At 65.9% G+C, this 4,909-nt stretch carries 6 protein-coding genes; all 6 read left to right on the plus strand.

Annotation, left to right across the window (positions count from 1 at the left end):
- The coding region (locus AC1D1X_RS15575) for a YhjD/YihY/BrkB family envelope integrity protein (RefSeq protein ID WP_477698601.1) at positions 1 to 514 on the plus strand (514 nt) is incomplete at its 5' end.
- A 10-nt stretch (positions 515 to 524) separates the two neighbouring features.
- Positions 525 to 1,745, plus strand: a complete 1,221-nt coding sequence (locus AC1D1X_RS15580; RefSeq protein WP_477670909.1) for a helix-turn-helix domain-containing protein — start codon at positions 525 to 527, stop codon at positions 1,743 to 1,745.
- 44 nt (positions 1,746 to 1,789) lie between these two features.
- Entirely contained in the window at positions 1,790 to 2,467 is a 678-nt protein-coding gene (locus AC1D1X_RS15585; RefSeq protein WP_477670908.1) for a Vgb family protein, read from the plus strand.
- 148 nt (positions 2,468 to 2,615) lie between these two features.
- Entirely contained in the window at positions 2,616 to 3,227 is a 612-nt protein-coding gene (gene gstA / locus AC1D1X_RS15590; protein WP_477670907.1) for a glutathione transferase GstA, read from the plus strand.
- A gap of 45 nt (positions 3,228 to 3,272) precedes the next feature.
- The gene (locus AC1D1X_RS15595) at positions 3,273 to 4,061 is read left to right on the plus strand and encodes a DUF899 domain-containing protein (RefSeq protein WP_477670906.1); all 789 of its coding nucleotides are present in this window, start codon (positions 3,273 to 3,275) and stop codon (positions 4,059 to 4,061) included.
- A 25-nt stretch (positions 4,062 to 4,086) separates the two neighbouring features.
- Positions 4,087 to 4,674 carry a hypothetical protein gene (locus tag AC1D1X_RS15600; RefSeq protein WP_477670905.1) on the plus strand — a complete coding sequence of 196 codons (588 nt, stop codon included), beginning with the start codon at positions 4,087 to 4,089 and terminating at the stop codon, positions 4,672 to 4,674.
- Positions 4,675 to 4,909: the final 235 nt, after the last annotated feature.

Below are 4,909 nucleotides of genomic sequence, written 5' to 3' on the forward strand. Positions count from 1 at the left end.
GAGCATGGAAAACACGCTGAACCGCATATGGCAGGTGAAGAAGCCACGCCCCGTGCTGCGCCGGCTGGCTTTGTACGCAGGCATGCTGCTCACGGGGCCGGTGCTCATCGGCGCCAGCCTGTGGGCCGCGTCTTATCTGGTGGCGGCTTCCAGCGGGCTGATGGGCGCGCGGCCTGCCTGGGTGCCGCATGCCATTAACCTGGGGCCCGCCATTCTGAGCGCCATCGGCTTCACCTGCCTGTTCCGCTTTGTACCGAACACCGTTGTACGGTGGAGTCATGCGATCGCGGGCGGCCTGCTGGCCGGTATTGCCTTTGAGCTGGGCAAGTACGGCTTCGCGATTTACCTGGCCAACGTGCCCACCTACCGCACGATCTACGGCGCCTTCGCGCCGCTGCTGGCTTTTCTGGTGTGGGTGTATTACTCGTGGCTGGTCACGCTGGCCGCGGCGCTGGTCAGCGCCAGCCTGCCGCGTGCCGGGGGGCAACCGGCGCGGCGGCTGTCACGGGCATAACCATGTCAGCATGGATTCACTGATTGCCGCCTCCGCCCGCGCACTGGCCGCCGGCGATGCGCTCGGTGCCCTCAAGCGCGTTGCCCTGCGCGACGACCCGCCGGCTCTGGCTTTGCGCGGCATCGCCATGGCCCAGCTTGGCGAGCACCCGCGCGCCCGCGAGCTCCTGAAACGCGCCGCACGCGGCTTTGGCGTGCATGAAGAATTGGCGCGCGCACGCTGCGTTGTGGCAGAAGCCGAGGTAGCGATGGCCATGCGCGACTTTGGCGGCTCACCACGCGCACTGGCAGCGGCAGCGGCCACGCTGGAGGCGCACGCCGACACAGCCAATACGCTGCAGGCGTGGCTCATCACCGCACGACGGCTGTTGCTGCTGGGTCGGCTTGATGAGGCCTCTGTGGCGCTGACGAAGCTGGATGCGCGCGGCTTGCCGCCTTCGCTGCGGGCCGTGGCTGAACTGACTGCTGCCGAACTAGCGCTGCGCTCGCTGCGCGTCGGCGACGCGCGGATGGCGCTGGCGCGTGCGCATGCAGCGGCCGAACGTGCGCAGGTGCCGGCGCTCATGGCCGAAGTCACCGAAGCGCGCGCTGCGCTTGACCGGCCCGCCGCCCGGCGCCTCACCGCCGGCGGCGAGCAGGCGCTGCGCCTCGATGAGGTTGCGGCACTCCTGGCTTCGGACGCGCTGGTGGTCGACGCCTGCCGCCGTGGGCTGGGGGCCGGAGACCAGTGGCGGCCGCTGGCGCGGCGGCCGGTGTTGTTCTCGCTGGCACGTTCACTCGCCGAAGCATGGCCTGGTGATGTGAGCCGCGAAGCGCTGATCGAATCCGCCTTTCGCACCAGGCGCCCTGACGAGACGCACAGGGCGCGCCTGAGGGTCGAAATCGGCCGCCTGCGAGCGTTGGTCAAAACACTCGCAAGCATCGAAGCCACCGAGCGGGGCTTCATCCTGAAGCCGCGTGGTGAACGCGATGTGGCTGTGCTGGCACCGCCCATTGATGGCGAGCAGGCCTCGCTGGTGGCGCTGCTGTCTGACGGCGCGGCTTGGTCCACTTCGGCACTGGCGCTGGCCGTCGGGGCAAGCCAGCGCACCGTGCAGCGGGCGCTGGCCGATCTGGAAGCCGGTGGGCGGGTGCGCTCCATGGGCCGGGCACGGGCTCAGCGCTGGCTGGCGCCGCCGCTGGCCGGATTCACGACGATCTTGTTACTCCCTGCTTCGCTGCCGATTGGATAGAGTTGTCTCCATGGCGCCGATGGACGGTGCATTAAGGAGCAACGATGAGCAGCAAGACCCTCACGGCAAAACCCGAACCCAAGGCGCGTCCCGCCGAGATCGTGCGCGAATACAGCTTCCCCGGCGTCAACGACGTCGCCGGTGTCACGCATGATGGCCAGCGCGTCTGGGCCGCCACCGGCGCAAAAATCGTTGCTTTCGACCCCGCCAGTGGCGAGCAAACGCGCACGCTGGAATGCGCCGGTGACGCCGGYACCGCCTTCGACGGCAAACACCTCTACCAGATCGCCGAGACGCGTATCGACAAGATCGACCCGGCCACGGGCAAAGTGGTGGCCACCATCCCGGCGCCCGGCAGTGGCAGCGACTCGGGCCTGACCTGGGCCGAAGGCAGCCTGTGGGTGGGCCAGTACCGCGACCGCAAGATCCACCAGGTTGACCCGAAGACTGGCGCCATCCAGCGCACGATTGAATCGAACCGCTTCGTCACTGGCGTGACGTGGGTGGACGGCGAACTCTGGCACGGCACCTGGGAGGGCGATGACAGCGAGATCCGCCGCATCGACCCGAAGAGCGGCGCCGTGCTCGAGCGGCTGGAAATGCCGAAAGGCACCGGCGTCAGCGGACTGGAGTCCGACGGCGCAGACCTCTTCTATGCGGGCGGCGGCAAGAGCGGAAAAGTCCGAGCCGTTCGGCGGCCCAAAGCAGCAAAAGCCGCATAGAACCCAGCGCAGGCCCCCCTGCGCTGACAACCCCATTCGGTCACAAAGACCGATAACGAGCGCACCTGTTACCAGCACGGGTCGGGCAGCGCATTGACCCACGCAACGCAAACCCAAGCAAACGGCTCACCGAGCCAAGGAGAAAACCATGAAGCTTTACTACAGCCCGTCCGCCTGTTCTTTGTCGCCGCACATCGTGGCCAATGAGTTAGGCCTCGCCATCGAACTCGTGAAGGTCGACGTGGTCGCCAAGCGCACCGAGCACGGCGAAGACTTTCTCGCCATCAACCCCAAAGGCCTGGTGCCCGTGCTCCAGCTGGACGACGGCACCGTACTGACGGAAGGCCCCGCCGTTGTGCAGTACCTTGCCGACCTCAAGCCTGAGGCGCAGCTGGCACCCGCCAGCGGCAGCATGGCGCGCTATCGCCTGCAGGAGATGCTGGGGTACATCAATTCAGAACTRCACCAAGGCTACATGCCGCTGTTCAACCCAGCCTGCAGCGATGAGGTTCGCAGCGCGCGCATGGCCCACCTGCACAAACACTATCGCCTGCTGGAAGCCACGCTGGGCCGCACACCGTTCCTGTTGGGCGACCGTTTCACGGTGACCGATGCCTATTTGTTTGTGGTCACGCGCTGGGCGGAGTTCGTCAAGCTGGACCTGTCGGCCTTTCCCAGGCTGCTGGCGTTCCAGGCGCGAATCGCTGCCCGGCCTGCCGTGCAGGCCGCCATGCACCGCGAACAACCGGCAAGCGCCTGAGCGCGGACTACCCATCCACCCACCCGTTTAACCCAGGAGAACACCATGAATACCACCATGACCGAAACATCCGCCATGAAGCACTCCGTTGTGTCCAGAGACAAATGGCTGGCCGAGCGCAAGACGCTGCTGGCCCAGGAGAAAGAACTGACACGCCTGCGCGACCGGATAGCCGGCGAGCGCCGTGCGCTTCCCTGGGTCCGTATCGAGAAAAACTACATCTTCGACACGCCCGAAGGCAAACGCTCGCTTGCCGACCTGTTCGAAGGGCGCCGCCAGCTGATGGTGCAGCACTTCATGTTCGGCCCGGGCTGGGAGCAGGGCTGCCCGAGCTGCTCTTACATGGCAGACCACACCGCCGGCATGCAGATCCACCTGGAGAACCGCGACGTGAGTTTTGTGGCCGTCTCGCGCGCCACGCTGCCCGAGATCGAGCGTTTTCGCCGCCGCATGGGCTGGAACTTCAAGTGGGTTTCTTCGAACAGCAGCGACTTCAACTACGACTTTCACGTGAGCTTCAAGCCCGAGGAAAGGGTCAACGGCACCGTCAACTACAACTACGGCATGACCGAATTCCCGGCCGAGGAAGCGCCCGGCATCAGCCTGTTCTACAAGGATGACGCAGGCCAGGTTTTCCACACCTACTCGACCTACGGGCGCGGTGTGGAGGTAATGATGGGCACCTACAACATGCTGGACCTCACGCCCAAGGGCCGGGACGAGCATGACGGGTTTTACAAGATGGACTGGGTGCGCCACCACGACCGCTACGAAACTGCGTCCGCATTCACGCCCGCGCCCGAAGCCGATTCGTGCTGCAGCACCAAGGCCTGAGCAGTCCGCGACCGGCGCGCACATCATGTCAAGCTTTTGGCCGTGGCTTGTGGTGGCAGGGGTCGGCGCCCTTCATGGGCTGAACCCCGCCACCGGCTGGGCGCTGGCTGCCGCCTGGGGCGTGCGTGCACGCGACCGGTCGCAGGCGCTGCGGGCGCTGGTGCCTATTGCAGCCGGGCACACCGCATCGATCGCGCTGGTGGCCGGCGCGGTGGCAGGGGGCGTGGCGCTGGATCGCTTCACCTTGCAGGTCCTGGCAGGCGGCCTGCTGGCCGCCTTCGCCGTGGTTCACCTGTCGGGCCGCGCACCCAGGGCGGCGCGCGCGCCGGCGGGGCATGCCGGGCTGGCGCTCTGGTCTTTCATGATGTCCACCGCGCACGGCGCCGGCTTGATGCTGGTGCCGGCCCTGATTCCATTGTGCGCAGGGGAGGCATCGGTCGCAGGGTTAACCGGATCAGGACCGCTGGCGCTGGCCCTCGCGGCGGTAAGCGTTCATACCGCCGCGATGCTTGCCGTTGCCGGTCTGGTTGCCACCGGGGTTTGCCATGGTGTTGATGCCGGTGCCCGTGTGATCAACGCTCGCAAGCGGGTACGGCCTCCGGCGCAGCGCTGATGGTGATGTGGCTGCGCGAAGCGCTGGCCAGGATCCGCAGGCTGCCATGGCCGAGGTAGTTGCTGCTTCCACTGTCTGGGTGTTGTTTGATTTTTGCTATCTTTTCTATAGCTGCTCGCGCAGATTCCTATTGGGCTTGAACGCGATTTGATGCCCGAAACAGSCAAAAAAACGGCAGTTTTTGAGCGTTTCGATGTTTTTTCCTCTGCCCAAGCGTCTTTTTGGGTGCCTTGAG

The organism is Polaromonas sp. P1_G4 (assembly GCF_056405475.1).

Bases quoted from the DNA above. Each gene is read 5' to 3' on its own strand.
- AC1D1X_RS15580 (WP_477670909.1), top strand. From the start codon at position 525: ATGGATTCACTGATTGCCGCCTCCGCCCGCGCACTGGCCGCCGGCGAT.
- AC1D1X_RS15595 (WP_477670906.1), top strand. From the start codon at position 3,273: ATGAATACCACCATGACCGAAACATCCGCCATGAAGCACTCCGTTGTG.
- AC1D1X_RS15600 (WP_477670905.1), top strand. From the start codon at position 4,087: ATGTCAAGCTTTTGGCCGTGGCTTGTGGTGGCAGGGGTCGGCGCCCTT.